Below are 26,694 nucleotides of genomic sequence, written 5' to 3' on the forward strand. Positions count from 1 at the left end.
ATAGGCAGGGTGTGACGACCGTGACCGCTGAAGGGGGCCGCGCCGACGGCGGCGCCGCCGAACGCGACGAGATCGCGTGGTACACCGCGGTCGTGCAGACGCACGCGTCGGCGCTCGTGAAGTACTTCGCGCGTCGCGGCCCTCGACAGGACGCGGAGGATCTCGCGGCCGACGTGCTCGCGACGGCATGGCGGCGGCGCGCGGACGTGCCGCGCGGCGAGGAGTTGCCGTGGCTCTACCGCACGGCCGAGCTGACGCTCGCCAACGCGCGTCGGAAGCACCACGACCTCGCGGTCGACATGGTCCCCGAGCGCGGGACGGGGCGCGTGCGCGACGACCCCGAGCTGAGCGCGCTCTTCGACGACGAGCTGCGCGGCGCGCTCGCGAGCGTGGGGGAGCGCGACCGGCGCATCCTCCTCCTCCACGCGTGGGAGGGGCTCGACGGCGACGAGCTCGCCGCCGTCCTCGGCATCACGCGCTCGGGTGCCGATGCCGCGCTGTCGCGCGCCCGCTCGCGCCTGCGCGCGGCATGGGGGCGGCGCCTCGAATTCTGATCCCCTGCAAGATCCGCTCCTCCCGCGACATGAACAGGGGGAGAGCACGAGGAGGACGCCATGAGCGATCACGACGAGGACCCCGTCGACCGGCTGCGCGCCGCCGACCCCGCGGCGGATGTCGAGCCGCGCGAGGGATTCGGGGCGGACGTCATCGCTGCGGCGACCGCGATGCCGGTCGATCTCGACGCGGAGCGCGCTCGCCGCAGGCCCCGACGCGGGCTCGTGATCGCGTCGATCGCGGCGTCGATCGCCGCGGCGGTCGTGATCGGCGGCGTCGCGGGGTACGGCATCGCGACGGCGGCACAGACGACGGCGTCGGCCGACTCGCCGTCGGACGGCGGGGCTTCGGGTGGAGCCGCGCCGGATGGCGTGCTGCCACCGGTCACCCTCGGCGGCGGGGCGGGAGGATCCACGGAGGGCGGCGGGGCCGGGTCTTCGGCGGACTCCGCGCAGTCGACTGATCGGTCGATGGTGCCGTGGGGCTGGACGGGCCGGAACGCGTTCCATGCCTCGACCATCCTCTCGACCGGCGCGGGGTCGGCTGCCGCCTACGGCTTCGATGCCGTGTCCGCATCGAACGCCGAGACGATCGAGGCGCTCGCGGCCGCACTCGGCGTCGCGGGAACGCCCGAGATCCGCGACGGGTCGTGGCAGGTCGGGGCCGCGGATGGGACGGGCCCGTCGCTGTGGGTGAGCCTCGATGGCCAGCTGAGCGCCGGCTACTACAGCACGCTCGACCCGTGGTCGGCGTGCGGGGAGGCGTGCACCGCCCCGGAAGAGGCTCCCGCGATCGCCGCGCTGCGCGATCTGCTCACCCGGATCGGAGCGGACGCGGACGCGTTCGCGTACTCCTCCGAGACGTGGGAGGGGTCGGCGACGCGCACGGCGTACGCCTCCCGCACGATCGACGGCCAGCAGGTGGGGCAGTCGTGGTCGCTCGAGTTCGCGGCCGACGGGATCGTCAGCGTCTACGGAGGCCTCGCCGACGTCGTGCAGATGGGCGACTACCCCGTCGTGAGCGAGCAGGAGGCGTTCGATCGTCTGTCGGATCCGCGGTTCGGCGCGCAGCTGACGACCCTCCCGCTCGCCGCGCGCGAGGGCGATGTCGGGACGGAGTGGACGCCGCCCACGGAGCCGCCCGCGCTGCCCGCGCCGGGGTCGGCGGTGTCGTGGGGGGTGAACGACGTCGAGATCGTCTCGGTGCGTCTGGGGCTGGCGAGCCAGTGGCAGGACGACGGCTCGGTGCTGCTCGTGCCGACGTACGTCTTCGGGGATGCGGGCGGAGGCGAGTGGTCGGTCATCGCCGTGGCGGAGGGGTCGCTCGACTTCTCGGCGGGGGGCGAGATGGTCTTCGGCGGCGCGGAGGTCCTCTACTGACGGTCAGCCTCGCCACGTGATGACGTCGAGCCCGCTCTTCGTGTCGGAGAGCGCGACCCACCCGTCGCCGAAGGCGTAGGTCATGCCGTAGCCGTTCTCATCCGCCCATTCCGACGAGGGCATGCTCTCGGTCAGGTAGACGACGCCGTCGCCCTCCTCGCGGATCCAGCCCTCGTCGGCGAGGTACTCCTGGTAGCCCGATGCGTCCTCCGCGGCGAGCGGCGCCCATCCGTACATCTGGACGATGTCGGTCGCGCCGACGTCGAAGTTGCCCCACGTGCAGCTCACTCCGCCGGACAGCTCGTTCGGGCCGATGTAGAAGGGATCGGCGCGCGACGACCATCCGATGTCGGCGAACTCGTCGACGAGCGCCGCGGGGATGATCGTGTCGCAGCCGGGAGCCTGACCCGAGCCCGTGGAGCCGGCCGCGTCGGGGGACTCCGAGGGCGTCGCGTCTGGCGCGAGGGGCGACGCGCACGACGCGAGGAGGAGGATGCTCGGCACCAGGGCGCCGACGGCCGTCGTGCGGCGGCGCGCGGCGCCGGTGCTCATGCCGTCGTCCCGGCGGGAGGCGCGAGGAGGGTGAGGAAAGCCTCGTGGAGCACGCCGTTCGTCGCGAGCGCCGATCCGTTCGCGATCGAGGGGGCGCCGTCGAAGGACGTCATGCGTCCGCCCGCCTCCGTCACGATGGCGGCGGCGGCCGCGAGGTCGTACTCCTTCACGTCGAACTCGGCGACGAACTCGAGGCGCCCCTCGGCGAGCAGCATGTACGACCAGATGTCGCCGTAGGCGCGATCGCGCCAGACTCGGCGCGAGAGAGCGACGAGCTCGTCGAGGTGGCCCGCCTCGTCCCACTGGGCGATGCTCTGGAAGCTGACGCTGGCGTCGTCGAGGTCGTCGACGGAGGAGACGCGGATGGCGCGCGGGGCGCCCCCTTCGACGCTCGTCCAGGCGCCGAGCCCCTCGGCGGCCCACCAGCGGCGACGGAGCGCGGGCGAGCTGACGACTCCGAGGCGCGGGTAGCCGTCGATGTCGAGGGCGATCATCGTGCCCCAGGCGGGGACGCCGCGAAGGAAGTTCGCGGTGCCGTCGATGGGGTCGATCACCCAGCGGCGCGGCGCGGTGTCGCCCTCGCCGTACTCCTCGCCGAAGATGCCGTCGTCCGGGCGCTCGTCGGCGATGACGGCCCGGATGGCCCGCTCGGCGGCGAGGTCGGCGTCGGTGACGTGCGTGCGGTCGGCCTTGCGCTCGACGTGGAGGTCGGCGGAGTCGAAGCGATGCAGCGTCTCGGCGTCGGCGGCGTCGGCGAGACGCAGCGCGAGAGCGAGATCGTCGGCGAGTCCGGGGCGGGAGGCGGGCGCGTCGGAGGTCACCCGCTCAGGATATCCGCGGGGCGTCCGGCCGGTCGGGAGGCTCGGTCGACCCGTGACGGGCGCACAGCGGATGCTCAGACACGCGCGGATGCGGAGGTCGATTCGCGTGCGGGCGGTGGCGCTGGTAACGTAGTCTCTCGGTTCGAGGGAAGGGATTCCCGAGAACGGAACGCACCTCTAGCTCAATCGGCAGAGCAACTGACTCTTAATCAGTGGGTTCTGGGTTCAAGTCCCAGGGGGTGCACCGCCCAGGCCCGAGATCATCACGATCTCGGGCCTTTTCGTGTGCCCGGCCTTCTCCGGTGAGCGAGACACGCAGCGTCGTCTGGCGCCGAGCCGCTGCCGAGCCGCTGCCGAGCCGCTGCCGCGCCAAGCCGCTGCCGCGGCGCTGCCCGCTCGGCCCTCACGCGGATCAGGGCCGACGATCATCGTCACCGCTCAGACGTGAGCGCCGTCAGCTCTCACGAGCCGCAGCCGCGGCGTAGTACCCGGGCGCGGGGTCGTCAGAGTCCGCGTTCGTCTCCGCAGTCCTGCCACGGGTGAGGGCCTGGGTCGGGGTGCCATCCGGGTGGGGCCTGGTCGGTGAGGCCGTTCTCGTACTCCCATCTCCACTGGTCGTCGAGGTCGGCCTGGGTGACGGGTGCGTATTCCCACTCGGGTATGCACGGGTGAGATGGGTGCGGTGCGTGCGCGGCGGTGTGCGCGGTCTGCGGGGGTGGGTCGGTGGTGTACTCAAACCCGAGGGGGCTGGTCCAGACGATCACGCCGGGTTCGGGTTGTCGGATGCGCCAGGGGGTGTGGTGTCGGAGCTTGTGGTGTGCCGTGCAGAGGGCGGAGAGGTTGCCGGCGCAGGTGGGGCCGCCGCGTTCCCACTCCCGGGTATGGTCCTTCTCACACCGTGACGCGGGCCTCGGGCAGCCGGGGACACGGCAGGTCCCGTCGCGGAGTTCGACGAGGCGTCGGATGGCGGTGGTGGGGGTGTAGTGGTCGACGGTGTGGAGGGCGCCGGTGTCGGGGTGCTGGAAGAGGCGTTCCCATCCGGGGGCGTCTTTCGCGAATCGGCGGGCGACATCTGGGGGGATGGGTCCGTAGCCGGCGAGGAGGGCGGGGTGGTCGTCGAGGCCGGCGAGGGTGGTCGCGGCGATCGTGACCGCCACGGTGCCGCGGATCGCGGCGGCCTTCTCGATCGATCCGTCGATCGTGTGGGAGGTGGGGGCGCCGGTGAGGAGGAGGTCGGTGGCGAGGTCCGCGCGGATGTGATCCCTCGTGCGGGCATCCCGCCCCCGTTCCACGGCGGCGGCGACCTGCTCCTCGGTGGGGCGGAGGGGGAGGGCGGGGTCGTGGGGGTACCAGGTGCCGTCGTGGAACACCTCGACGTGCTCCCGGATCATCGAGCATCCCGGGAGGGTGGACCGGACGGTCCGCCGGGCACCGTTGCGCGGGCCATCGGCGGGGCCAAGGGCGTCGGAGCTGCCGGTGCTGTCGGGGCCGTGGACGTTGGCGCCTGTCGTGGGGCGGGTGGCGTACCCGTTCGCGTCGACCGCGACGCCGTCACCGTTGATCCGCATCCCGAACGCGTTCCGCGTCACGCGACCGGCCGCAGTCGGGCCGGTCCCTGTTCCCGCGCCGGCCGCGTCGCGCCGCCGCTTCTCCTCCGCGGCGAGTCGCCTTTCCTCTGCCGCGATGGGTTTCGCGATGGTGGTGAGGCGGTCGTGGATGGCGGTGATCTTCGTGGCGTCGTCGGTGAGGATGAACTCCGCCAGCCCGTCATCGAGGGCCCGCACCCTCGTGCCTCGCCGGTCGAGGGCGCGCCGGTGGCGTTCGGGGAGGGGTGCGGGGTCGAGTTCCGCGGCGAGGCTCTTCGCGAACACCCGCACCTGCCCCGGTGTCGCATCCTCGGCATAGGTGACCGCACGCCGCGAGTACTCCTCCACCATGTCGTCGGGGAGTCGTTCCCCGTGTTCGCGGATGATGTCCGCCTGACGACGCGTGATCACCTGACGACACAACGCATCCGCCACGATCGGGAACCGGTCGGTCAGGGCGAGGTCCTGCCGCAGCCGGGCTTCGACCTCACCCGGCGACAGATGCAACGCGGTGGCGAGTTCGAGGGCGATGGACCGCCACGGGAACCCGTATGCGGACGCGTCCTCGCACCGCGCGGTCTGCGCTTGCGCGACCCGCGCGGCCGCGGCAAACGCCCCTGCCTCCAAGCCATCGAGCCGAGCCCGATCCGCACGCACCTCCAGGATCAGGTCGCGCACGTTCCCGATCGTGCGCACCTCCGCGGCGGTCGCCTCCCACGACGACCCTGCTGCGAACCTCGGGTTGCGCCCTGACATACACCCATCATCCAAGGCACCACCGACATTCGAACGGAAGAACGAGACCATCCCCACCCCAAGGAGGTCACAGGATGGTCACGAATGGGCTGAGCGAGGGGGAAGATCGCCGCGTTTGAGCTCGGTCCGCTCGCTCGATGACCAGGAAGGGGCGGGCGGGAACCTCGCGACGCTTCGCCTCGCTCCGCTCCCTAGACGACCCGGGGCAGGGGCGTGAATCGGAGCGGAGGGAAGAGGAAGCCACCTCAATTCGGCTCGCTCCGGCGCTCAACGACTCAACGGAGCGAGCTTCCGCCAGCAATCGGAAGCGCGCGACGCTCGACAGAGGCGGAGGCGCTCCACACTCGGCTGAGAAGAGGAGGGGGCGGGACGCCGACCCTGAACGGCGCCCCGCCGAGCACGCGGCGGATACCCGAAATCCGACGCGGCGGGTTGAGGGGTTCGACCCTGACGTGTGAACCGGAGCCTCGCGACGAGCCTATGGGCCCCGCCCTGGATGGCCGCAGGCCCTTCCCATCCGGACGCCACTGTGATACAGCACGACCGGACGGCGGTACACCCGATCCGCTCGTCGGGAAAGGGGTGGCGTCCGCCCCTCGAGGGGGCCAGAGTCGGGTCATGTCGAAGATGACACCGGCGCGCACGATGTGGTGGGCGCTCCTCTGGCTGGCGATCCTCGTACTCGCTGTCTCGTCCCTCGTCCTCGCCGTCCATACGTCCCTCGGGTCGTGGTTCACGGTGCTCGGAACGGCGTGCGTCATCGCACTCTGCCTCGCCCACGTGCGATCCAGGCCGCGCAACTGAGGATTCCCCCGACGGGGGAGGCCGGGCATCCCGTATGCTGGAGGGCACAGAGGGAGTACTTCGCCTCGGTCGACCCGCCAATACGGATCCGCAGACGCATCCCGGGTCGCCGGTTCTGGCTCCGCCAGGACGAAGGAGACTTTGGCCGCCATCCACCGCGCCATCTCTCCTGGAGGACGCCATGCAGGTCACCCCCCTCATCTGGATCATCACGATCGCCGTGACGATCGCCTTCTTCGTGTACGAGTTCTTCGCCCACGTCCGCAAGCCGCACGAGCCGACGATCGGCGAGTCGGCCCGCTGGTCGGCGTTCTACATCGGGCTCGCGCTGCTGTTCGGCGTCGGCATCGGCGTGGTCTCCGGATGGACCTACGGCGGCGAGTACTTCGCCGGCTACCTCACGGAGAAGGCCCTGTCGATCGACAACCTCTTCGTCTTCCTCATCGTGATGAGCGGCTTCGCGGTGCCGAAGATCTACCAGCAGAAGGTGCTGATGATCGGCATCGTCATCGCGCTCATCCTGCGAGGGGCGTTCATCGCCGTCGGCGCGACGCTCATCGAGAACCTCTCCTGGATCTTCTACGTCTTCGGCGCGCTCCTGCTCGTCCTCGCGTGGCGTCAGGCGTTCGGCGACCACGACGACAACCCCGCCGACGGCCGCTTCATGCGCCTCGTGCGCCGCGTGCTGCCCGTCGAGGACGAGTACCACGGCGACCGCCTCACGGTGAAGAAGGACGGCCGCCGTTACGTCACCCCGATGCTCCTCACGATCATCGCGATCGGCTTCGTCGATCTCATCTTCGCCGTCGACTCGATCCCCGCCATCTACGGCCTCACGGAGGAGGCGTACATCGTCTTCACGGCGAACGCCTTCGCGCTCATGGGCCTGCGCCAGCTGTTCTTCCTCATCGGCGGCCTGCTCGAGCGCCTCGTGTACCTCGCCCAGGGGCTCGCGGTCATCCTCGCGTTCATCGGCGTCAAGCTCGTCTTCCACGCCCTGCACGTCAACGAGCTGCCGTTCATCAACGGCGGTCAGCACGTCGAGTGGGCGCCCGAGATCCCCATCTGGTTCTCGCTCCTCTTCATCGGGGCGACGATCGCGGTCGCGACGATCGCGAGCCTCGTGAAGACCCGCCGCGACGCGGGCGCCGAGGCGGTCGAGGATGGCGCTGCCGCGCCGGACCACCGCTGACGTCTAGCGTGCCGAGGCCGGGAACGGAACCCCGTTCCCGGCCTCGGCGGTGCCCCGTACGGTCGCGGCATGACCGATACTCCTCTCACCGCCCTCGCTCTCGTGTGCTCGCTGAAGCCGTCGCCCGCCCCGTCGAGCTCGCAGCTCCTCGCCGAGCAGATCCTCGCCGACCTCGCCGCCCACGGTGTCGAGGGCTCCGCCATCCGCCTCGTCGACCATGATGTGCGGCCGGGCGTCGAGGCCGATATGGGTGAGGGCGACGACTGGCCCGCCATCCGGGAGCGCGTCCTCGCGGCGGACATCCTCGTCCTCGCGACCCCGACCTGGATGGGGCAGCACTCGAGCGTCGCTCAACGAGCGCTCGAGCGCCTGGATGCGGAGCTGTCCGAGACCGACGGGGATGGCAGGCCGATTCTCTTCGACAAGGTCGCGATCGCGGGCATCGTGGGCAATGAGGACGGCGCGCACCACATCGCGGCGATCCTGTTCCAGTCGCTCGACGACATCGGCTACACGATCCCTGCCCAGTCGTCCGTCTACTGGAACGGGGAGGCGATGGGGTCGGTCGACTACCGCGACCTCGCCGAGACGCCCGAGCCGGTCGTGTCGGCGCGCAAGACGGCGGCGGCCAACGCAGTGCACCTCGCACGTGCGCTGCGGGCGGCGCCGTACCCGGCGGGATGACCCGCGTCAGCCGCGCTTGACCGCCTCGTAGGCGTCGAGCGCGGCGCGCCTCGTCTCCTTCAGATCCACGACGGGCGCAGGACCCGCCCCCTCGGCGTGGTCCGGCGCCCAGCGTCGTACGTACTCGCCGTGCGGATCGAACTTCTCCGCCTGCAGGAGCGGGTTGAACACGCGGAAGTACGGAGCCGCATCGGCGCCCGATCCCGCCACCCACTGCCAGTTGAACGGATTGCTCGCGCCGTCGGCATCGACGAGGGTGTCCCAGAACCACTCCTCCCCGCGCCGCCAGTCGATGAGCAGGTTCTTGACGAGGAACGAGGCGACGACCATCCGCACCCGGTTGTGCATGACGCCGGTCTCCCAGAGCTCGCGCATCCCCGCGTCGACGAGCGGGATGCCCGTTCGACCGCGCTGCCAGGCGCGCAGGAGGGACGGCCGCAGCCGGGGCCACGGGAACGCGTCGAATCTCGTGTTGAGGTTGACGGTCGCGAGGTCGGGATGGCGGAACAGCGTGTGCCAGGCGAACTCGCGCCATCCGATCTCGGAGAGGAATCCCCCGACGTCGGCGCCCGATGCGATCGCCTCGTGCCAGACCGTGAAGGGGCTCAGCTCCCCCCAGCGCAGGCGCGGCGACAGTCCGGAGGTCACGCCCGCAGCCGGTTCGTCACGCGCACGGGCGTAGTCGTCGACGTCGTCGGCGAGGAACGCCCGCAGCCGGTGCCGCGCGGCGGGCTCACCGGGCTCCCAGGCCTCCCTGAGACCGCCGGCCCAGTCGGGATCCGAGGGCAGCAGCCCCCAGTCGTCCAGCGCATCCGAGTCGGGCGTGCGCGCAGGCCCCGCGATGTCGCGCGGCTCGGGCAGCGGATGGCGCGGCGCCGGCATGGCGAGGCACGCGCGCCAGAACGGCGTGAAGACGGAGTAGGGCGCGCCCGCTCCCGTCGTCACCGTCCACGGCTCGAAGAGGAGGGACGCGGCGGAGGAGCGCGCGTCGACGCCGCGCGCGCGCAGCGTCGTCTTGAGCGCCGCGTCGACCTCGCGCTCCGCGCCGCCGTAGCGGCGGTTCCAGAACACGCCCCGCGCGTCGGCGTCGTCGACGAGGCGGGGGATCTCCCGCGAGGCGGGGCCGCGACGCAGCACGAGGGCGGATCCCTTCTCCGCGAGACGGCCCGCCAGCGAGGCGAGCGAGTGATGCAGCCACCAACGAGCCGCGCCGCCGAGCGGGCGGACGCCCGGCGACTCCTCGTCGAGCACGTAGACGCCGAGCACCGGCTCCCCGGTGTCGAGCGCAGCACGGAGGGCGGGATGGTCGGCGAGCCGGAGGTCATCGCGGAACCAGACGAGGGCGGTCACCGTTCCACGGTAGGTCGCGCGCGGGTGCGCCTCGGATGCTTGACGCGGGACGCGAGCGGTCCTAGAGTCGGCGTCGACCTGTATACAACGTTGTAAAGGGTGGACATGCCGGCACGCAGAACAGTCATCCGATCCCTCGCGGTCGCGGGGGCGGCGGTCCTCACGACCGTCGCCATCGCCGCCCCGACTCTCGCGGGCCCCGCCGCGGCCGAGCCCTCGGGAGGTCTGTCGATCACGGGGGAGACCGCTCCCGTCCATGACCCCTCGCTGTTCATCGACGAGGAGACGGGCACGTGGTACGTGTACTCCACGGGCGAGGTCGGACGCGCGGGCGGAGGCACCATCCTCACCTGGTCGTCGGACGACGCCGGCGTGACATGGGAGCGCGGCGACAACGTCTGGGACGAGATCCCGGCATGGATCGACGCCGACTTCTCCGACGGGGCGCTGCCCGACAACCTGTGGGCGCCCGAGATCCACGAGCACGACGGCGTGTACTACCTCTACTACTCGGCGTCCCGCTTCGGGACGAACACGTCGGTCACCGCCCTCGCGACCAACACGACGCTCGATCCCGACGATCCCGCCTACGAGTGGGTCGACCAGGGGCCCGTCATCTCGTCGCCGCAGACCATCGCCGACGGCAAGGAGTTCAACGCGATCGACGCCGGCATCGTCGAGGACGCCGACGGCACGCCCTACATGGCGATCGGGTCGCACTGGTACGGCATCTTCCTCGTCGAGCTGGAGTGGCCCAGCGGCAAGCCCGTCGCGGGAGCGCTCGAGGACGCCGTGCACCTGGTCGACCGCTTCGCGCCGGGAAACCGCGTGGAGGCCCCCTTCATCGAGGAGCACGACGGCTGGTACTACCTCTTCGTGTCGTTCGACGCGTGCTGCCAGGGAGCGGACAGCACGTACCACGTCGCCGTCGGGCGCTCGTCGTCGGTCACGGGCCCGTACCTCGACCGGGACGGCAGGGACATGCTCGGCGGCGGGGGCACGACGCTGCTCGACGCGCACGGCGCGATCGTCGGCCCGGGCGGTCAGTCGGTCGCGGACGGCGTACTCGCGTTCCACTACTACGACGCGGCGAACGCCGAGATCCCGTACTTCCCGCGTCTCGGCCTGCAGCGCCTCGAGTGGGTGGACGGATGGCCCGTCGCCGACGAGACGGCGGAGCCCGCCGTGATCGTGACGGCGCCGCAGGACGCATCGGTGCGGAAGAACCGGTCGGCGGAGTTCACGGTCGAGGTGACGGGGTCCCCGGCCCCCGTCGTCACGTGGGAGACCTCGTCGGACGGCGGCGCGACGTGGACGGCCGCCGCGGGATCGCGCGCGGAGCGGGCGGTCGACGGGATCGCGGCCTACCGCGTCGACAGGGTGCGCGGCGACCTGCTCGTCCGTGCCGTCGTCGAGAACGCGCACGGCGTCGTCCGCAGCGAGCCGGCTGCGCTCACGGTCGGCAAGCCCGGCCGGAGCTGATCATCCGGCAGAGACGGGGCGAGGCCCCGGGGCGACGCGCCCGCGGCCTCAGCGCGCGGCGAAGCGCGCCTCGACGACGGCGCCGATGACGAGGTCCTCCGGTCGCAGCGAGGTCGACCCCGCCCCGTCGGCGCTCACGGCCTTGGCGAACGCGGCGACGTCGTCCGATCGCCCGAGCAGGCCGGCGTCGGCGAGCTCGAGGGGGACGACCTCGTCGCGTCCGATCGCCGCCGCGTACGCCGTCGCACGCGCGACCGCGGACCGGATCGCGCGCGCGGCCACGGTGCGCTCGACCGCGGCCCGCGTCGCGGCGGTCAGGCGCCACTCGACCCGGCTGATCTCGACGCCGTCCCACGGGGAGATCTCCGCAAGCCACTCGGACAGGTCGCCTGCGTCGGCGAACGACGCCGAGACGTCGAGCGACGCGTGGTGCACGGGCTCGGTGCCCTCGCCCGTCGGCGTCCACGGCCGTTCGGTGTGCAGCGCCATCCGACCGATCGACCACTCGCCGACGGCTCCCGACGTCTCGCGCGCGTCGAGCGACGCGCGCACGGGTGCAGCGAGAGCGGTGAGCGCATCGACGACCTCCGTGCGCACGGCCCCTTCGGCCCGCACGACGACATGCGCGGTGCCGAGCTCGGGTGCGACCCGCTCCTCGTCCTCGCCGCGGACGGTGATCACGACGTCGCTCATGCCCCGACCCTACGCGTGGCTGACCGCGAGGAGGACGCGCGCGCCCCGCGGGGCGCGCCAGCGATGCGGCAGCGCCGCGTCGTGCGAGATGGCGTCGCCCGCCGAGAGGGTCGCGGTCGCCTCGCCCTCGACGTCGACGATCAGCTCGCCGGAGAGGACGTACACCGTCATCTCGCCGGCGCTGCGGAACGCGTCGCCGAGATCCTGGCCCGGTGCGACGTCGTACTCGACGACCTCGAGCCGGTGGTCGCCGCCGGCCGTGAGGAGACGGGCGCGGGCGGCGTCGGGGCTCTCCGACACGGCCATCCGCACGCCCTCGGCGCTCCGCACGATGCGCGCGCCCGCGCGGACGTCTCCCGTGCGGGGCATGAGCGCGCGCGGAGACAGGCCGAGCGCCTCGGCGATCCGGTAGAGCGTCAGGATCGACGGGATGGCGCGCCCCCTCTCGACCTGGCTGAGGAACGGCTGGCTCACCTCGGCGCGGCGAGCGAGCTCGCGCATCGACATGCCGGCGTCGGCGCGCGCGGCGGCGAGGGCGCGCCCCACGGCGGCCGTGACGTCGTCGTCGATCTGTAACGTCGCGGAAACCCGCGGCTCTCGGTCATCCGTCATGATTACCAATACTTATCATTTCGGCGCCGGGGGCGCCGCAGAAGGAGGTTCTCGATGTCCGAGTTCACGGTACCGGCGATCGACATCACCCCGTACATCGCCGACGGCGACGAGGCGGCGCGCGCCGCGGTCGCGGCGGCGTTCGACGAGGCCGCGCGCACCGTCGGCTTCATGCAGATCACGGGGCATGGCATCGGCCTGGAGGCATGGGCGCGCCTCGGCCGCGCCATCGACCGGTTCTTCGCCCTGCCCGCCGACGTCAAGGCGGGCTACCGCGCGCCGAAGGGGATCAACCGCGGCTACACGCCCCCGAAGTCGGAGCGGCTGAGCCTGAGCCTCGGCGTCGAGAAGGCGGAGCGCATGAACGACTTCTTCGAGGCGTTCAACGTCGGCTTCACCGCGGCCCACTACCCGCATGCCGACCTCGACGGCGCGGAGTACGCCGACAACATCTGGCCGGCCGAGGCGGAGTCCTTCCGCGAGGACGTCGAAGGGTGGCTCGCCGAGGCCGACGACGTGGCCCGCGTCATGATGCGCATCTTCGCCGATGCGCTCGGCCTCGCCCCCGGGCACTTCGACCTCATGACGGACCACTCCCTCAACGTGCTGCGGATGAACAACTACGCCCTCCCCGACGGCACACGCGTCGATCTCGACGGCGATCTCATCGGGATGGGCGAGCACACCGACTTCGGCATCGTCACCCTGCTCTGGGCGGACGACGTCAAGGGGCTCCAGGTGCTCGACGCCGACGGCGGATGGCACGACGTCTCGCCGCTGCCCGGCGCGCTGCTCGTCAACCTCGGCGACGTCACGGCGCGCATGACCAACGAGCGCTGGCGCTCGACGCTGCACCGCGTGAAGCCGCCCGTCATCGACGGCACCATCCGTCGCCGCCGATCGGCCGCGTTCTTCTTCGACGGCAATGTCGACGCGGTCATCGAGACGATCCCCGGGACCGTCGCACCGGGGGAGCAGCCCCTCTACGCGCCCGTCACGGTCGGCGAGCACATCGCGGCGAAGCTGCGCGGATCGCGTCAGCTCGTCAACAACACGGAAGACACGGCTCGCGAGGCCGAGCGCGTGCTGTCGGCCTACAGCGGCTGAGGCGCGATCGCCTCGTACGAGGCGGCGATCCGTGCGAGCGCGGGATGCCCGGCATCCCACGTCACGTCGTCGATCGACGCGACGGGGCGGATGCCGGTGCCCGCGTTCGCGGTGAAGGCGGCGCGCATGCGGGAGAGGTCGCGCCGCCGGATCTCCCGTGTCCCGCCCCCGAGGAGGGAGCGGGTGACGCCCTCGAGCACGTCGGCCTCCGGCCACACGATCCCGTCGCCGTCCCAGAACCCGAGGCTCCACGTCGGGCCCTCCGACAGCCGCCCCTCCGCATCGGCGAACACCGCGTCGTCGAACCCGGCCCGCTGCGCGGCGCGTCGTTCGGCCAGCGCGCCGAAGAGCCCCGTGTGCTTGATGCGCGGCGCGTCCCTCCGGTACGCGGTCGAGCGCAGTCGCAGAGCAGAGGCCGGCCCCCGGGGCGCCGGCCTCGGCGTCACGAGGATGCGGGGGCTCGCCGGCGCGCCCGTGCGCTCGAGCGGGAGCGCGGGGTCGAACACCGTCACGCGGGCGACGACGTCATCCGGCTCGTCGGCGAGCGCCTCGCGCAGCCGCGTGCGCACGAGGACGGGGTCGAGCGCGATGTCGAACAGGGTCCGCGCGTCGCGCGCGAGGCGCGCGAGGTGGAGATCCCGCCCGCGCACCGCCGCCCGCGTCACCCGCATGGTCGTGAAGTGCCCGAAGTTCACGAGCGCGAGCGCCTGCAGCTCCGAGGGCGGTGCGGGGGCGCCGTCGAGCTGCTGCATGGAGCCAGTCTGGCACCCTCGACGCCGCGCATGCCGCACAATGGAGGCGATGACGAAGGGTCCCCAGCCGCGTCGGCGCGTGCTCCTCGTCGACAACTACGACTCGTACACCGGCAATCTCCTGCAGCTGCTCTGGTGCGAGACGGGAGCGCGGCCCGACCTCGTGGAGAGCGACCGGATCGACCTCGGCTCCGTCGACGCCTACTCGCACATCGTGCTGGGGCCGGGGCCAGGCACGCCCCACCGCGCGGACGACGTCGGCCGCGCGCTCGACCTCCTCGCCGTCGCGAGCGTCCCCGTCCTCGGGGTGTGCCTCGGCTTCCAGACCATGGCGGTCGCGCTCGGCGGGAGCGTCGTGCCCGCGCCTCGTCCCGCCCACGGACGCGTCGACGTCGTCGCGCATGACGGATCGTCGGTGCTGCTGGCCGACACCCCTCGGAGGTTCGAGGCGACGCGCTACCACTCGCTCGCCGTCGCGGATCCCGCGCCGCTGCGGATCACCGCCCGCACGGCCGACGGCGTCGCGATGGCAGGAGAGGACCCGGAACGGGGATGGTTCGGAGTGCAGTTCCATCCCGAGTCGATCGGCACGCCGCACGGCGCGGCCATCCTCGCCCGCTTCCTGCACCAGGAGGGAGCGGGGCATGAGTGACACGGTGGATGCACGCTGGCGCGCGTGGACGGAGAGCCGGCCCCTCCGCGTCGACGGCGAGGCGCTCTTCACCCACCTCCACGCCGACGACGAGATCGCCGTCTGGCTCGACAGCGCGCAGACGGCGTACGGGATGGGCCGCTGGTCGATCCTCGGCGCGCCGGACGGCGGACGGGCCGACGTCCGCGACTTCGCGCCGGGCGACGACCCCTGGACGGCGGTCGCCGACGACATCGCCGCACGGCCCGTGGCGCCCATCCCCGGCCTGCCGTTCGCCGGCGGATGGGTCGGATGGATCGGATACGGCGCCAAGGACATCGGCGCGTCCGCCGCGCCGGGAGAGCCGATCGCCCAGCTCGTGCGGCTCAGCAGGTTCGTCGTCGTCGACCACCGCGAGCACGTCGTCCACGCCGTGGCCGTCGGCCCCGAGGCCGACGCGGCGGATGGCCGCGCCTGGCTCGACCGCACGCTCGCGCGCATCGAGGCGTGCCCGCCGGCCCCGGCCGTCCCTCCCGCGCCATCGCCGGTCGCGGCGACGGCATCCGTCGACCGCGCGCGCTACGGCGCCGATCTCGCCGAGGTGCGCACCTGGCTCGAGGCCGGCGACTCCTACGAGGCGTGCTACACCTATGCGCTCCGCGTCCCCGTCGCGGAGGAGCCCCTCGGCGCGTACCGCCGGCTCCGCAGGGCGAACCCCGCCCCCTACGCCGCCTTCCTCCGCCTCCCGGGTCGATCCGTGCTGTCGTGCTCACCGGAGCGCTACCTCGCGGTCGCCCCCGACGGCCGCGCGGAGACGAAGCCCATCAAGGGCACCGCGCGCCGCGTCGACGACCCGATCGGAGACTCGGCGGCGGCGCGGGCGCTCGCGGCCGACCCCAAGACGCGCGCCGAGAACCTCATGATCGTCGACCTCCTGCGCAACGACCTCGGCCGGGTGAGCGCGCCCGGCAGCGTCGAGGTCCCCGACCTGATGGCCGTGGAGAGCTACGCGACGGTCCACCAGCTCGTGACGGTCGTCCGCTCGAGGCTGCTCCCCGGTCCGTCCGCCGGCGTGCGGGCGGCGCAGGCGCTCTTCCCGCCAGGGTCGATGACGGGAGCGCCGAAACGGCGCACCGTCGAGCTGCTGGACCGGCTCGAGGCCGCGCCGCGCGGCGTGTACTCGGGAGTGCTGGGACTCTTCTCACGATGCGGCGCGGTGGACCTGTCCGTCGTCATCCGCACCGCGGTCATCCGCGACGGCGAGGCCGTCATCGGCACCGGCGGCGCCATCACGATCGACAGCGAGGTCTCGTCGGAGGCCGACGAGACGGTCGCGAAGAGCGCCGCGCTGCTGGACGTCTTCGGCGCGCGGCACCCCTTCTCGAGTCGGACGGCTTCGGCGAGTCAGACGGCGGACGCGTAGACCGCGTGGATCTCGCGCACGGTGCGCTCGGCCGCGGCCGCGTCCCGCGCCTCGAGAGCGGTGCGCAGCCGACGGTAGCCGTCGTCCATCCGGGCCCGCAGATCCTCCGGGATGACGTCGAAGTCGACGCTGTGGACGGCGCGTGCGAGCGCGAGCGTGATGTCGCGCGTGACGAGCACGAGGTGGGGGCTGCGCGAGTGGGCGACGAGGTGCATGTAGAACGCGTCGGCACGCAGCCGCTGCTCGGCCGTGGAGCTGTCGCCGGCGATGACGCCGTCGAGGAGCCCGAGCGCCGCGTCGAGCTCGTCGTCGGCCATGCGCTGCACGGCGAGCAGAGCGGCCCATCCGGCCTGGTTGCCGGCGAACTCGAAGGCGTCGCGGACGAGCTCGGGGGTGAGGTCGGCGACGCGCGTGTAGCGGCTCGCGACCATCTCGATCATGCCGGTGCGCTCGAGGCGCAGGAACGCCTCCCGCACGGGCATGCGCGAGACGCCGAGCGAGGTGGCGAGCTCGTCGTCCTTGAGCTGCGTGCCGGGCGCGAACTCGCCGGAGATGATCGACGCGGCGATCTTCTCGAACACGACGTCGCTCAGGCGGGTCGGCGTCGGTGCGTTGAGGGGGGCGAAGCCGCTCATGCGGCCGTGCGGGTAGCGGGCATCCTCGAATTGTAGGACGCGGCGCCTGTGCAGTCCGGGTGCCCCGCGAGAGGACCACGCAAGGGCCTCCGCGGGGTACCCGGATGGTCGTCACCCGGCGGCGAGGCGTCGCCACGCGAGCGTGGCGAGCGCGGCGGCCTGATCGCCGAGCACCGCGTCGTCGAACTGCACGCGGGGCGAGTGGTTCCACTCGATCGTCGCGGGATCGAGGTCGGGAGGCGAGGTCATCAGCGCGACGAACGTGCCGGGGACCTCGTCGAGGACGAAGGAGAAGTCCTCCGAGCCCATCATGGGCGTCGGCATCTCGAGCACCCGCCCGGTGCCGAACGCGTCTCGCAGGGCCGCCACGGCGGCGGCGGTCGTGACGGCGTCGTTGACGGTGACGGGGTACATCACGTCGAACTCGACATCGGCGGTGCAGCCGTGCGCCTCGGCGATCCCCCTGACCAGTCGCGGCATCTCGTCCTGGAGGATCGCGAGCGAGGCGGGGGAGAGCGTCCGGATCGTCGCCGCGAGGCGTGCGCTCTCCGGGATGACGTTGACGGCGTCGCCGGCGTCGAGCTTCGTGACGGAGAGGATGACCGGGTCGAAGGCGTCGAAGCGCCGGTTGGCGAACGTCTGCAGCGCCAGCACGATCTCCGCGGCCACGGGCACGGGATCGATCGTCTGATGCGGCTGCGAGCCGTGCCCGCCGCGGCCCTTCACGGTCACCGCGAGCTGGTTGGAGCCCGCGCACGCCGCACCGGCGCGGGTCGCGAACACGCCGCGCGGGCCGGGGGCGACGTGCACGGCGTAGGCCGCGACGGGCTTCGATCCCGAGGCATCGAGCAGGCCCTCCTCGATCATGATGCGGGCGCCCCCCTGCCCCTCCTCGCCCGGCTGGAACATGAAGACGACATCGCCCGCGAGGTCGGCGCGGTGCGCGTGCAGCAGCCGGGCGGCGCCCACGAGCCCCGCGGTGTGCAGGTCGTGGCCGCACGCGTGCATGGAGCCGTTGGCCGACGCGAAGTCGACCGGCGCGAGCTCGACGATCGGCAGGGCGTCCATGTCGCCGCGCAGCAGCACCGTGGGGCCCGGCCGCCCGCCGCGCAGCACGGCGACGACCGAGGTGAGGCCCGTGCCGAGGGAGATCTCGAGATCGAGTCCGGAGAGGGCGTCGATGACCCTGCGCTGCGTCGCGGGCAGGTCGAGGCCCAGCTCGGGCTCGGCGTGGAGCGCGCGACGAAGGGCGACGAGGTCGGGAAGGATCTCGGCGCCTGCCGCGCGGAAGTCGGGTGCGGTCATGGGTGGTGCTCTCCGATCGGGGGGGGGTGGTCAGTGCGCGGCGACGGGCTGGGCGGTGCGCGTGCCGGCCGGCAGACGCAGGAAGGCGAGGGCGACGACGCCGACGGCGAACGCGCAGGCCTCCACGGCCCAGATCGTGATGTAGCCATCGATGCCGGGGAAGTCGGCGCCGGGGGCGAGCGCCGTCGAGAGGACGAGGGCGAACACGGCGCCGGCCGCAGCTCCGCCGAGCGTGCGCAGCGAGTTGTACACGCCCGCGGCGATGCCGGTCTGATCGCTCGGGGCGAGCTCGGCGAGGGTCGCGGGCAGCGCCCCCAGCAGCAGGCCCATGCCGACCCCCTTGAAGCCGTTCGTCATCCACAGCTGCCAGAGCTCGTCGTGGAAGGGGATGACGAGCGCGTTGCCGAACGCGGCGAGCGATGCGCCGAGGATGAGCACGGCGCGCATCCCGATGCGCCGGGCGAGCGTCGAGAACGTCGCCGCGCCGATCGTCGCGAGGATCGTCACGAGAGCGGTCATGGCCGAGATGAGGCTCGCGTCGGCGTCGAAGCCGTAGCCGGCCACCGCGCGATCGGCCGCGAGGAAGGTCGACGACGGCGCCTGACCGCCGAACATGACGGCGCCGAACCCGAAGGCGGTGAGGTAGATCGGGCCGAGCCGGCGCGAGGTCACGAGTGCGACGTCGACGGCGGGAGCCTCCGCACGGCGCTCCCACACGACCCACGCCGCGAAGACGACGAGGGCGAAGGCGAGCACGCCGAGCGTGAGCGGGGAGGCGAAGCCGTGGTCGGAGGCGAGGTGGAGGCCGAGCAGGAGGGAGACCATCGCGACGCCGAGCCCGACGAAGCCGAGCACGTCGACGTGCGGGTGCGTGCGGCTGGTCGACTCCGGCACCTTGGCGAACACGGCGTACACGCTCACGACGACGAGGACGCCCGGCACGAGCAGCGTGATGGTGAGCGAGGGCGATACGGCGCTCACGATCCCCGAGGCCACGGTGCCGAGGATCGCGCCGAAGGTGAGCACGGAGACGAGCATGCCGATCGCCTTGCGGGCGCCGTCGCCCGTGATGCGGTTGTGCACGAGAGCGATCTCGAGCGGGAGCCAGACGGCGAGAGGGCCGACGAGCACGCGGGAGGCGAGAACGACGCCGTAGTGCGGCACGAGCGCCGTCACGAGCACGCCGACGAGCACCGACACGACGGCGATCCGGAGCATGCGCCGGTGGCCGAAGATGTCGCCGAGCTTCGACAGGAGCGGGACGCACACGGCGGCCGCGAGCGTCTGCACGGTGAGGAACCAGGTGATGTCGGCGTCGTTGACGCCGAGATGACGGGCGATGTCGGCGAGCAGCGGGGCGTAGTAGCCCTGCACGAATCCGCTCGCGAGCTCGCAGAAGAGGAGGAATCCGACGATCGCGCGCACGGAGGTGCGCACGGCGGGGGAGTCGGTCATGATGGCCTTTTTCTCGGGTCGCGGCCGTGCCGCGGTCAGGGGGCGAGGGGGTGCCGCCGAGGCGGCAGGCGGAGCAGGGCCGCGATCACGTCGCGGTACTCCTCGCGGGCGATGGTGACGCCCTTCACGCCCTGCCGGTAGAGGGTGAGTCCGGCGAGCGCGTCGAGGATGAGATCGGGGTCCGCGTCGGCGGACAGCTCGCCGCGGGCGGCGCCGCGGCGGAGGATGGCGACGCCCTGGTCGCGGCGCGCGGCGAAGAAGCTCTCCCACAGGTGCGGGAAGACGTCGCTCGCGAAGGCGCTGCGCGCGACCGACGAGAAGCCGATGCGCGCCGCGTTCTGGGCCTGGTTCGCCTGGTTCTGCTCGACATGGGCGAGCAGGTCGTCGACGACCGAGCCCGTGTCGGGCATCTCGCCGAGCACGAGGTGCCGACGGATGGCGGCGGCGGCCAGCACACCGCGATCCGCGTAGCGCCGGTAGATCGCGGTCTTGCCGCAGCCCGCTCGTGCGGCGACGCGCTCGATCCGGAGACCGGCGTAGCCGCCGTCTTCGAGCTCGGCGACGACGGCGTCGAGGATGCGGGCCGTCAGCTCGGCGTCGGCGGGGCGGCCGGGGCCGTCGTGGGATGACATGCCGTCAGATTACGGTACGTTCCGTTTCGGAAATGTTTCGTGCACATGCCCAGGAGGCGCCGCCCGGTCGGGCGGCGCCTCCTGGGCATGCGATGCGCCTCAGCCGGCGTCGCCGAGCGCCACGGCCTCCGCCTGCCGCGCCGGCGTCTCATGCGCGGCGTCCGCACGGGCCAGCAGGCGGCGTCCCGTGAGGACGACGATCGCGGCGACGACCGCCGCGGCGGCGCCGAAGACGTACGGGGCGGTGTGGCCGCCGAGCTCGGCGAGGAGCGCGGCCACGGGGGGTGCGGCGGCTCCGCCCAGGAAGCGCACGCCGGAGTAGGCGGACGACGCGATCGGCCGCGGGATGTCGGTGGCGTCCATGACGGTCTCCGTGAGGATCGTGTTCATGAACCCGAAGAGGAACCCGCCCGCGACGATGCAGGCGACGAGGGCGGCCTTGCTCTCCACGAGGATCCCGGCGACGACGAGGTCGACGGCGATGAGAGGCAGCACGATGACGATTGCGGTCGTGCGCTTCACGACCCGGAGGAGGAGGGGGGCGCCCCACACCGACGAGATCGCGAGCGCGAGACCCCATCCGAAGAACGTCAGCCCGATGCCCATGGCGTCGAACCCGAGAGGGAACGGGGAGTACGCGAGGAGCACGAAGAAGGCGACGTTGTAGAAGACCGCTGCGACGGCGAGGAGGCCGAGCGCGGGGGTGCCGAGCGCGCGGAAGGCCGCTGTCAGGCGGACGGGCTGGGGGCGCTCGGCGGCGGGGGGCGTCTTCAGCAGGACCGAGATCGCGATGACGGCGATCGCCATGAGCACCGCCACGCCGAAGAACGGCGCGCGCCACGTGAGGGACCCGAGGAGGCCGCCCAGGAGCGGCCCGATGGCGAGGCCCACGCCGAGCGCGGCCTCGTAGAGCATGATGGCGCCCGCGCTGCCGCCCGCCGCCGCGCCCACGATGGTGGCGAGCGCCGTGGAGATGAAGAGCGCGTTGCCGAGGCCCCATCCGGCGCGGAATCCGATGACGAGGTCGACCGAGCCGCTGATCGCGCAGAGGAAGGCGAAGACGAGGATGAAGCCGAGACCGGCGAGCAGGGTCCGCTTGGCCCCGATGCGGCTCGAAACGACGCTCGTGAAGAGCATGACGAGCCCCGTGATGACGAGATAGCTCGTGAAGAGCAGCTCGCTCTCGGCCGGCGTCGCATGCAGCTGCTCGGCGATCGCGGGCAGGATGGGGTCGACGAGGCCGATCCCCATGAAGGCGACGACGCTCGCGAACGCGACCGCCCAGACGGCGGTCGGCTGCTTCCAGATGGATCCGTTGTGCTGTCCTGAGCTCATCGCTCGGATGGCTCCTCTCCTGGTGCGGGGCGGATGGGCGTCTCTCCCGTCGTCCGGCGCGAGAGCAGGTCGGCCGCGGTGCGCAGGGCATCCCAGTCGGCGGCCCCGAGGTCGGAGAAGCGGGGGAGGAGGGCGGCGACGAACTGCGCGCGCCATCCGGCGTACGCGGCCTCGCCCTCGGGGGTGGCGATCACGCGCACCGCGCGGGAGTCGTCGGGATCGGGCTCTCGGATGACGAGGCCCGCCTGCTCCATGGCGCCGGCGAGCTTCGTCATCCCCGGCTGCGTGACGCGGCTCAGCCGGGCGAGCTCGCCGATGCGGAGCGGCCCGTTGTCGCGCAGGAGCGCGAGCGTGCGCCACTGAGCGGCCGGGGCCTCGCTGCGCGTCTCCAGGGCGGCGATGCGCGTGAGCGCATGCGCCGCGATGATGAGGCGCTCGAGGTCGGCTGCGTGTTCCACGCGGATGAGTATAACCCATATATATACGTAGGTTATATATGTGGGACGGAAGAGGTCGCCCCTACGGGCGCCCCGTTCTGCTACTTCCGTGTGCGCCGGCCCGCGTCGCGCGGCTTCGCGGCTCCCGAGTACTTGTACTCCTTGCCGGAGATGGGGGAGTCGTCGGCCACCGTGCCGCCCCGTGACGCGGTGCGGATGTCGCGCGCCTCCCCGATCGCGAGGGCGAGGGTGATGCCCCAGCTCAGCCAGGCGAGCGCGACGCGCCATGTGAACCGGCGGTCGTCGGAGCCCTTGAGGAGCGAGTAGCCGCTCGTGATCGCGCCGAAGAGTCCGGTTCCGAGGAGGTACTTGCGCATGGGTCAACGCTAGCGCCCTGGTCGCGGGAGCGCATCGGCGCGGGGAGGCCGCGTCCGGTCGCCGCGACGGCCGCGGGGTGCACGCGCCCGCGCGGTAGCCGCAGTCCGCGCGCGCGTCAAGGGCGGCGGCCCGTCGGGAGCGGCGACGGGCCGCTGGATACACTGAACGAGCCGAACAGAGGAGCGTCATGCCCGAAGCAGAACTCGTCGTCATCGCCAACCGCCTCCCCGTCGACCGGATCGCCGGCGACGACGGCGAGCCGGCGTGGCGGCGGTCACCGGGCGGTCTCGTCACCGCCCTCGAGCAGGTGATGCAGAAGGTCGACGGCGCATGGGTGGGCTGGGCCGGAAAGGCCGATCTCGACGTCGAGCCGTTCGACTTCGACGGCACGCGGCTCGTGCCCGTGTCGCTCAGCGAGGAAGAGCTCGAGGACTACTACGAGGGCTTCTCGAACGGCACCATCTGGCCGCTCTACCACGACGTCATCGCGACGCCCGTCTACAAGCGCTCGTGGTGGGACGCGTACGTGCGGGTCAACCGCCGCTTCGCCGAGGCGGCGTCCGAGGTCGTCGCCCCCGGGGGATTCGTCTGGGTGCAGGACTACCAGCTGCAGCTCGTCCCCCAGATGCTCCGCGAGCTGCGTCCCGACATCGTCATCGGGTACTTCCATCACATCCCGTTCCCCGCGTACGGGCTGTACGCGCAGCTCCCCTGGCGGCGCCAGGTGCTCGAAGGACTGCTCGGCGCCGACGTCATCGGCTTCCAGCGCGTCTCCGACGCCGGGAACTTCCAGCGCTCGATCCGCCGCGTGCTGCGACACCAGACGAAGAGCGACACCATCTCGGTGCCGCAGCCCGACGGGACGACGCGGACCGCCATCGCGAAGGCGTATCCCATCTCGATCGACGCGCAGTCGTTCATCGAGCTCGCGCAGGACCCGGCGATCCGCGCGCGGGCGGTCGAGATCCGCGAGCAGCTCGGCAACCCGTCGAAGGTGCTGCTCGGCGTCGACCGGCTCGACTACACGAAGGGCATCCGCCACCGCCTGAAGGCGTTCGGCGAGCTCCTCGAGGACGGCCGCGTCGAGGTGGGCGACGTGACGCTCGTGCAGGTCGCGAGCCCCAGCCGTCCCGGTGTCGAGGCCTACCAGGACCTCCGCGACGAGATCGAGCTCACGGTCGGGCGCATCAACGGCGACTACGACACGATCCACCACACCGCCATCCGCTACCTCCACCAGGGGTTCCCCCGCGAGGAGATGGTGGCGCTGTACCTCGCGGCCGACGTCATGCTCGTCACGGCCCTGCGCGACGGGATGAACCTCGTCGCCAAGGAGTACGTCGCCGTGCACGCCGACAACCGGGGCGTGCTCATGCTGAGCGAGTTCGCGGGAGCGGCGGACGAGCTCTCCAGCGCGCTGCTCGTGAACCCCCACGACATCGACGGCATGAAGGACGCCGTCATGCGCGCCATCGAGATGTCCCCGGCTGAGCAGTCCCGCCGCATGCGCAGCATGCGGCGGCGCGTGCTCGAGAACGACGTCGAGCGCTGGGGCAGGCGGTTCCTCGCCGACCTGGAGCACATCCGCTCCCAGCGGACGGCGGCCGCCTCGTGACGGCCCACGCGATCGCGGAGGTCGCCCGGACGCGGCGCCTGCTCGTCGCGCTCGACTTCGACGGCACCCTCGCCCCGCTCGTCGACGAGCCGATGACGGCGCGTGCGCTCCCCGAGGCGCGCACCGCCGTCGCGCGGCTCGCAGCGCTACCCGACACCGTCGTGGCGTTCGTGTCGGGCCGCTCGCTCGCCGACCTCCGCGTCATCGCCGAGCACGACGACGCCTCGCCCGTCTGGCTGTCCGGCTCGCATGGAGCAGAGCACTGGCGGCCCGGCTCCGAGGGAGCGTCCTCTCTGGACGCTCCGGCCGGCGCCGCCGACCTGATCGCCGACGCGGAGGCCGCCGTGGCCGACGTCGCGGGCGCGTGGATCGAGCGGAAGTCGTTCGGGTTCGGCCTGCACACGCGCCTCGCCGACGACGCCGCCGCCTCGGCGGCCGCGAGGGCCGTGGACGCGCTGGTGGCCGAGCGCGCACCAGGATGGCGTCGGCGCACGGGCCGCGACGTCGTCGAGTTCGCCTGGCGGCACGAGGGCAAGGACACCGCGATCGCGGCGCTCCGCGCGGAGACGGGCGCGACGGGCGTCGTGTTCGCGGGGGACGACGTGACAGACGAGGACGCGCTGCGGTCGCTCGGCGAGGGCGATCTCGGGGTGCGCGTGGGCGACGGCGAGACCGCCGCGCAGGTGCGCGTCGCCGACCCCGGAGCGCTCGCCCTGCTCCTCGACGAGATCGCCGACGCCCGAGAGGCCGAGGTCGACGCGCGAGAGGCATAGACTGCCACCGTGACCGACGCGTCCTCGATCGACATGAAACCCCGCAGCCGCGTCGTGACCGACGGCATCGAGGCCACGACGTCGCGCGGAATGCTCCGCGCCGTCGGGATGGGAGACGCCGACTGGGACAAGCCCCAGATCGGCATCGCCTCGAGCTGGAACGAGATCACGCCCTGCAACCTCTCGCTCGACCGGCTCGCCCAGGGGGCCAAGGAGGGCGTCCACTCGGGCGGCGGGTACCCGCTGCAGTTCGGGACGGTCTCGGTCTCCGACGGCATCTCGATGGGCCATGAGGGCATGCACTTCTCGCTCGTGAGCCGCGAGGTCATCGCCGACAGCGTCGAGACCGTCATCATGGCCGAGCGCCTCGACGGCACCGTCCTGCTGGCCGGCTGCGACAAGTCGATCCCCGGCATGCTCATGGCGAGCGCGCGCCTGGGGCTCTCGAGCGTCTTCCTCTACGCGGGATCGATCGCGCCGGGCTGGGTCAAGCTCTCCGACGGCACGGAGAAGGACATCACCATCATCGACTCCTTCGAGGCGGTCGGCGCCTGCCGGGCCGGCCTCATGTCGGAGGAGGACCTGAAGCGCATCGAGTGCGCCTTCGCGCCGGGCGAGGGCGCGTGCGGCGGGATGTACACGGCCAACACGATGGCGTCGGTCGCCGAGGCCCTCGGCCTGAGCCTGCCGGGCTCCGCCGCGCCGCCGTCGGCCGATCGCCGCCGCGACCAGTTCGCCCATCGCTCCGGCGAGGCCGTCGTGAATCTCCTCCGCCAGGGGATCACGACGAAGGACATCCTCACGAAGGAGTCGTTCGAGAACGCCATCGCGCTCGCGATGGCGCTCGGCGGCTCCACCAACGTCGTGCTGCACCTGCTCGCGATCGCCCGCGAGGCGGAGGTCGAGCTCTCGCTGCACGACTTCAACCGCATCGGCGACCGGGTGCCCCACGTCGCGGACATGAAGCCGTTCGGGAAGTACGTCATGAACGACGTCGACCGGCACGGCGGCATCCCCGTCATCATGAAGGCGATGCTCGACGAAGGGCTCCTGCACGGAGACGCCCTCACCGTCACGGGGAAGACGGTGGCCGAGAACCTGCGCGACCTCGACCCCGATCCGATCGACGGCACCGTCGTGCACCGCTTCGACGATCCCATCCACGCCACCGGCGGCATCACGATCCTGCACGGCACGCTCGCGCCGGAGGGCGCGGTGGTGAAGACCGCCGGGTTCGACGCCTCCGTCTTCGAGGGGCCGGCCCGCGTCTTCGAGCGCGAGCGCGGAGCCATGGACGCGCTCGCGGAGGGCGACATCCGCGCAGGCGACGTCGTCGTCATCCGCTACGAGGGGCCCAAGGGCGGGCCGGGCATGCGCGAGATGCTCGCCATCACCGCGGCCATCAAGGGCGCAGGGCTCGGCAAGGATGTACTACTCTTGACGGACGGTCGATTCTCAGGCGGCACAACCGGACTGTGCATCGGCCATATCGCACCAGAGGCGGCGGACGGAGGTCCGATCGCGCTCGTGCGCGATGGTGATCTGATCAGGGTCGATATCGCGGCTCGTACTCTCGACCTACTCGTCGACGAGGCAGAGCTGAGCTCCCGCCGTTCCGACTGGGAGCCCCTGCCCCCGCGCTACACCCGAGGCGTCCTGGCCAAGTACTCCAAGCTCGTGCGCTCCGCCGCCGAAGGCGCGACGACCGGCTGAGCCGGTCGCGCATCACGGCGCGAGACGCGCTCAGCCC

26 protein-coding genes and 1 tRNA gene are annotated in these 26,694 nt (G+C 72.1%); 13 read left to right on the forward strand and 14 right to left on the reverse strand.

The features are described from left to right. Positions 1-20 precede the first annotated feature (20 nt). Together ABD998_RS00835 and ABD998_RS00840 are read left to right on the forward strand one after the other, a co-directional pair. Entirely contained in the window at positions 21-554 is a 534-nt protein-coding gene (locus tag ABD998_RS00835; protein ID WP_345434958.1) for an RNA polymerase sigma factor, read from the forward strand. 60 nt (positions 555-614) lie between these two features. Further along, positions 615-1,934, forward strand: a complete 1,320-nt coding sequence (locus tag ABD998_RS00840; protein ID WP_345434960.1) for a hypothetical protein — start codon at positions 615-617, stop codon at positions 1,932-1,934. A gap of 3 nt (positions 1,935-1,937) precedes the next feature. Here the strand turns inward: ABD998_RS00840 and ABD998_RS00845 are convergent, their stop codons facing one another. Both ABD998_RS00845 and ABD998_RS00850 read right to left on the reverse strand, forming a co-directional pair. Further along, entirely contained in the window at positions 1,938-2,486 is a 549-nt protein-coding gene (locus tag ABD998_RS00845) for a hypothetical protein (RefSeq protein WP_345434962.1), read from the reverse strand. After that, positions 2,483-3,307 carry an inositol monophosphatase family protein gene (locus ABD998_RS00850; RefSeq protein WP_345434964.1) on the reverse strand — a complete coding sequence of 275 codons (825 nt, stop codon included), beginning with the start codon at positions 3,305-3,307 and terminating at the stop codon, positions 2,483-2,485. The genes ABD998_RS00845 and ABD998_RS00850 overlap by 4 nt, the downstream gene beginning before the upstream one ends. Before the next feature lie 171 nt (positions 3,308-3,478). Between ABD998_RS00850 and ABD998_RS00855 the strand changes: the two genes are divergently transcribed. Next, a tRNA-Lys gene (locus ABD998_RS00855) sits at positions 3,479-3,551 on the forward strand. A 259-nt stretch (positions 3,552-3,810) separates the two neighbouring features. Here ABD998_RS00855 and ABD998_RS00860 read toward each other — a convergent pair. After that, positions 3,811-5,649, reverse strand: coding sequence for an HNH endonuclease signature motif containing protein (locus ABD998_RS00860; protein WP_345434966.1), 1,839 nt, complete (start codon positions 5,647-5,649; stop codon positions 3,811-3,813). A 618-nt stretch (positions 5,650-6,267) separates the two neighbouring features. On the opposite strand from ABD998_RS00860, the gene ABD998_RS00865 reads away from it, so the two are divergent. From ABD998_RS00865 to ABD998_RS00875, 3 genes are all read left to right on the forward strand, one after another. After that, positions 6,268-6,453 carry a hypothetical protein gene (locus ABD998_RS00865; protein WP_345434968.1) on the forward strand — a complete coding sequence of 62 codons (186 nt, stop codon included), beginning with the start codon at positions 6,268-6,270 and terminating at the stop codon, positions 6,451-6,453. Positions 6,454-6,634: 181 nt separating this feature from the next. Beyond that, complete coding sequence (locus tag ABD998_RS00870) at positions 6,635-7,645, forward strand: TerC family protein (protein ID WP_345434970.1); 1,011 nt, start codon at positions 6,635-6,637, stop codon at positions 7,643-7,645. A gap of 69 nt (positions 7,646-7,714) precedes the next feature. Continuing rightward, positions 7,715-8,329, forward strand: a complete 615-nt coding sequence (locus ABD998_RS00875) for a flavodoxin family protein (RefSeq protein WP_345434972.1) — start codon at positions 7,715-7,717, stop codon at positions 8,327-8,329. A 6-nt stretch (positions 8,330-8,335) separates the two neighbouring features. Here ABD998_RS00875 and ABD998_RS00880 read toward each other — a convergent pair whose 3' ends face one another. Next, positions 8,336-9,679, reverse strand: a complete 1,344-nt coding sequence (locus ABD998_RS00880; protein ID WP_345434974.1) for a cryptochrome/photolyase family protein — start codon at positions 9,677-9,679, stop codon at positions 8,336-8,338. Positions 9,680-9,784: 105 nt separating this feature from the next. Here ABD998_RS00880 and ABD998_RS00885 point away from each other — a divergent pair, with 105 nt between their 5' ends. Beyond that, on the forward strand, positions 9,785-11,161 hold the full coding sequence (locus ABD998_RS00885; protein WP_345434976.1) for a glycoside hydrolase family 43 protein: 1,377 nt from the start codon (positions 9,785-9,787) through the stop codon (positions 11,159-11,161). A gap of 48 nt (positions 11,162-11,209) precedes the next feature. Here ABD998_RS00885 and ABD998_RS00890 read toward each other — a convergent pair whose 3' ends face one another. Beyond that, a complete protein-coding gene (locus ABD998_RS00890; protein ID WP_345434978.1) occupies positions 11,210-11,854 on the reverse strand; it encodes an SIMPL domain-containing protein in 645 nt (214 codons plus the stop codon). Between the two features lie 9 nt (positions 11,855-11,863). Further along, on the reverse strand, positions 11,864-12,466 hold the full coding sequence (locus ABD998_RS00895; RefSeq protein WP_345434980.1) for a helix-turn-helix domain-containing protein: 603 nt from the start codon (positions 12,464-12,466) through the stop codon (positions 11,864-11,866). Between the two features lie 54 nt (positions 12,467-12,520). Between ABD998_RS00895 and ABD998_RS00900 the strand changes: the two genes are divergently transcribed. Beyond that, a complete protein-coding gene (locus ABD998_RS00900; RefSeq protein WP_345434982.1) occupies positions 12,521-13,573 on the forward strand; it encodes an isopenicillin N synthase family dioxygenase in 1,053 nt (350 codons plus the stop codon). Here the strand turns inward: ABD998_RS00900 and ABD998_RS00905 are convergent. Next, positions 13,561-14,325: an aminotransferase class IV gene (locus tag ABD998_RS00905; protein ID WP_345434984.1), complete on the reverse strand. Its 765-nt coding sequence runs from the start codon at positions 14,323-14,325 to the stop codon at positions 13,561-13,563. The genes ABD998_RS00900 and ABD998_RS00905 overlap by 13 nt on opposite strands. 49 nt (positions 14,326-14,374) lie before the next feature. On the opposite strand from ABD998_RS00905, the gene ABD998_RS00910 reads away from it, so the two are divergent. Together ABD998_RS00910 and ABD998_RS00915 are read left to right on the forward strand one after the other, a co-directional pair. Then, the gene (locus ABD998_RS00910) at positions 14,375-14,977 is read left to right on the forward strand and encodes an anthranilate synthase component II (protein ID WP_345434986.1); all 603 of its coding nucleotides are present in this window, start codon (positions 14,375-14,377) and stop codon (positions 14,975-14,977) included. Beyond that, positions 14,970-16,379 (forward strand): anthranilate synthase component I family protein, encoded by a 1,410-nt coding sequence (locus tag ABD998_RS00915; protein ID WP_345434988.1) that lies wholly within the window; start codon positions 14,970-14,972, stop codon positions 16,377-16,379. The genes ABD998_RS00910 and ABD998_RS00915 overlap by 8 nt, the downstream gene beginning before the upstream one ends. Here ABD998_RS00915 and ABD998_RS00920 read toward each other — a convergent pair. The 7 genes from ABD998_RS00920 to ABD998_RS00950 all read right to left on the reverse strand — a co-directional run bounded on the left by ABD998_RS00920 (position 16,361) and on the right by ABD998_RS00950 (position 22,555). Then, complete coding sequence (locus ABD998_RS00920; RefSeq protein WP_345434991.1) at positions 16,361-17,014, reverse strand: GntR family transcriptional regulator; 654 nt, start codon at positions 17,012-17,014, stop codon at positions 16,361-16,363. The two genes, ABD998_RS00915 and ABD998_RS00920, sit on opposite strands and share 19 nt — an antisense overlap. Positions 17,015-17,125: 111 nt before the next feature. After that, positions 17,126-18,319, reverse strand: coding sequence for a M20 metallopeptidase family protein (locus tag ABD998_RS00925; protein ID WP_345434993.1), 1,194 nt, complete (start codon positions 18,317-18,319; stop codon positions 17,126-17,128). Positions 18,320-18,349: 30 nt separating this feature from the next. After that, on the reverse strand, positions 18,350-19,774 hold the full coding sequence (locus ABD998_RS00930) for an MFS transporter (protein ID WP_345434995.1): 1,425 nt from the start codon (positions 19,772-19,774) through the stop codon (positions 18,350-18,352). Between the two features lie 35 nt (positions 19,775-19,809). After that, complete coding sequence (locus ABD998_RS00935) at positions 19,810-20,406, reverse strand: TetR/AcrR family transcriptional regulator (protein ID WP_345434997.1); 597 nt, start codon at positions 20,404-20,406, stop codon at positions 19,810-19,812. Positions 20,407-20,505: 99 nt separating this feature from the next. Continuing rightward, positions 20,506-21,741, reverse strand: coding sequence for an MFS transporter (locus ABD998_RS00940; RefSeq protein WP_345434999.1), 1,236 nt, complete (start codon positions 21,739-21,741; stop codon positions 20,506-20,508). Continuing rightward, positions 21,738-22,199: a MarR family winged helix-turn-helix transcriptional regulator gene (locus tag ABD998_RS00945; RefSeq protein WP_345435001.1), complete on the reverse strand. Its 462-nt coding sequence runs from the start codon at positions 22,197-22,199 to the stop codon at positions 21,738-21,740. Before ABD998_RS00945 ends, ABD998_RS00940 begins: the two co-directional genes overlap by 4 nt. Positions 22,200-22,279: 80 nt before the next feature. Beyond that, entirely contained in the window at positions 22,280-22,555 is a 276-nt protein-coding gene (locus tag ABD998_RS00950) for a hypothetical protein (RefSeq protein WP_345435003.1), read from the reverse strand. A gap of 188 nt (positions 22,556-22,743) precedes the next feature. Here ABD998_RS00950 and otsA point away from each other — a divergent pair, with 188 nt between their 5' ends. Genes otsA through ilvD form a run of 3 tightly spaced genes read left to right on the forward strand, consistent with a single transcriptional unit; the run spans position 22,744 to position 26,657 of the window. Next, on the forward strand, positions 22,744-24,171 hold the full coding sequence (gene otsA / locus ABD998_RS00955) for an alpha,alpha-trehalose-phosphate synthase (UDP-forming) (RefSeq protein WP_345435005.1): 1,428 nt from the start codon (positions 22,744-22,746) through the stop codon (positions 24,169-24,171). Beyond that, complete coding sequence (gene otsB / locus ABD998_RS00960; RefSeq protein ID WP_345435007.1) at positions 24,168-24,944, forward strand: trehalose-phosphatase; 777 nt, start codon at positions 24,168-24,170, stop codon at positions 24,942-24,944. The genes otsA and otsB overlap by 4 nt, the downstream gene beginning before the upstream one ends. Before the next feature lie 33 nt (positions 24,945-24,977). Then, on the forward strand, positions 24,978-26,657 hold the full coding sequence (gene ilvD / locus ABD998_RS00965; protein WP_345436881.1) for a dihydroxy-acid dehydratase: 1,680 nt from the start codon (positions 24,978-24,980) through the stop codon (positions 26,655-26,657). Positions 26,658-26,694: the final 37 nt, after the last annotated feature.

The sequence above is a fragment of the Microbacterium gilvum genome (assembly GCF_039543865.1).
Lineage (GTDB): Bacteria > Actinomycetota > Actinomycetes > Actinomycetales > Microbacteriaceae > Microbacterium > Microbacterium gilvum.